This window comes from Candidatus Propionivibrio aalborgensis, from assembly GCF_900089945.1.
Taxonomy (GTDB): domain Bacteria; phylum Pseudomonadota; class Gammaproteobacteria; order Burkholderiales; family Rhodocyclaceae; genus Propionivibrio; species Propionivibrio aalborgensis.
This window is the reverse complement of sequence record NZ_FLQY01000130.1, coordinates 1-1,762: the sequence shown is the minus strand read 5'-3', so window position 1 is coordinate 1,762 and position 1,762 is coordinate 1. Positions and strand designations below refer to the sequence as shown.

Annotated in this window: 1 protein-coding gene; it reads right to left on the bottom strand. The window is 60.4% G+C overall.

Annotated features, from left to right (window positions below):
• A partial coding sequence (locus tag PROAA_RS07980) for a hypothetical protein (RefSeq protein ID WP_186410842.1) occupies positions 1 to 1,670 on the bottom strand: 1,670 nt, incomplete at its 3' end.
• Between the last annotated feature and the right edge of the window lie 92 nt (positions 1,671 to 1,762).

Below are 1,762 nucleotides of genomic sequence, written 5' to 3'. Positions count from 1 at the left end.
ACGACCAGAATATCGAACTGCTGCGCTGGCTCCAGTTCGAGTTGCAGACGGGCGTCGCCGAGGACGATTTCCGTGCTGGCGGCGGTGCGTGAAAGATAGCTGAAGTTGTCACGCGCAATGTCGATCACCAGCGGATCGATTTCGTAAAGCCGGAAGTAATCCTCCTTGCGACCGTAGCTGACCAGCGTGCCGACACCGAGGCCGACCACGCCGACGCGCAACGGGCCGCTGGCCGCCTTGATCTGCATCGCCCTGCCGGCGCCGCCTTCGGCACTGTAGTAGGTCGTCGGCAAATCCAGTTTGTCCTTCGCGAGATGCTGACGGCCGTGAATGATCTGCCCGTGCAGCATGCTGCGGTAGTCGCCCTCGGGGTTGGCAAAGACCTGCAATGTTCCGTAGAAGTTGCGTACCGTGACTTCCGAGCCGCTGATCTCGCCGAGATGCTCGTCGACCTGGATCCAGCCCAGACCCAGCAACAGGAACACGGTCGAGGCAATGCTTGCTTTGCGCCAGAGCGGGCTTGGAAAGTTTGCTTTCGGAATGACCGCGATGGCGGCGACAACCCCGGTGAGCAAGATGCCGATCGACAGTTCGTAATTGCTGTTGAACCAGTAAGGCGCGATGATTCCGACGAAGAATCCGCCCACGACACCGCCGACCGCCAGCATCAGGTAATACCCGGTCAAATGGCTGGGGTGCGGTTGCAGTCGGGCGAGTTCGCCGTGACACACCATGCATGCCACAAAGAAGGCCCCGAGATTGATGGTCATGGAAAGGTAAAGGGGTATCTCGCTCAAGCCCAGCATCGGCAGGTAGGTGAGCGCCGCAAGGCCGACCACCAGCAGCGGAAGGAACAGCTTGCGCTGATACCAGCCGTGGCGCTCGAAACTCAGGATGAACGAGAGCAGATACAGCGCCAACGGCAGCACCCAGAGCATCGGAATCGGTGCAATGTTGGTGGTCAGGAAACTGGTATCGGCCACCATCAGAATCGACGGGCACGCGGCCAGAGCCGCCCACAGAACCATGTCCGTCCAGCGCGGTGCGGGCCCTTCCTCATGATGCTGCACGGCGATGGGTTTCCCCTTGCGCCCGCGCCAGGCGAGCAGCGCGCAGGAAACAACGAAGCACGCAAACAGCCCGGACCAAAGCCAGGATTGCCCGCGCGTCGGGAACACTGGCTCGACGGCGATCGGATACGCCAATAGCGCCAGCATCGAACCGAAATTCGACAAGGCGAAGAGCCGGTACGGCACCAGACCGGATCGCTCGCGGGCGAACCAGGCCTGCAGCAGCGGGCCGGTCGTGGACAACACGAAGTAAGGCAGGCCGATCGAAACGGTCAGCAAGCCCAGGATGCGCAGTGTCGGGTTCTCGGCGCCGGTCGGCTTCCAGTCGGCGCTCGGGCTGATCGGAATCAGCAGCAGGCTGATCAGCAACAGGGCGCCGTGTACCAAGCTTTGCCGCGAAGGCGACAGAAATCGCACGACCCAATGCGAATAGAAATAGCCAAGCAGCAAGACTAACTGGAAGAACAGCATGCAGGTGGTCCACACCGACGCCGACCCGCCAAACCACGGCAAGATCATTTTGCCAATCAGGGGTTGTACCTGGAACAGAAGGAACGCGCTGAGAAAGATCGTCAGTCCGTAGTGGACCGTGAGTCGCAAGTCAATTTTCATGGGAATAGGAGTTGGAGGTTTCGCCGGATGGCCTGTTTGTCTGGAACTACGTTTGCCGAGCACCCGGATTATCCAGTAGA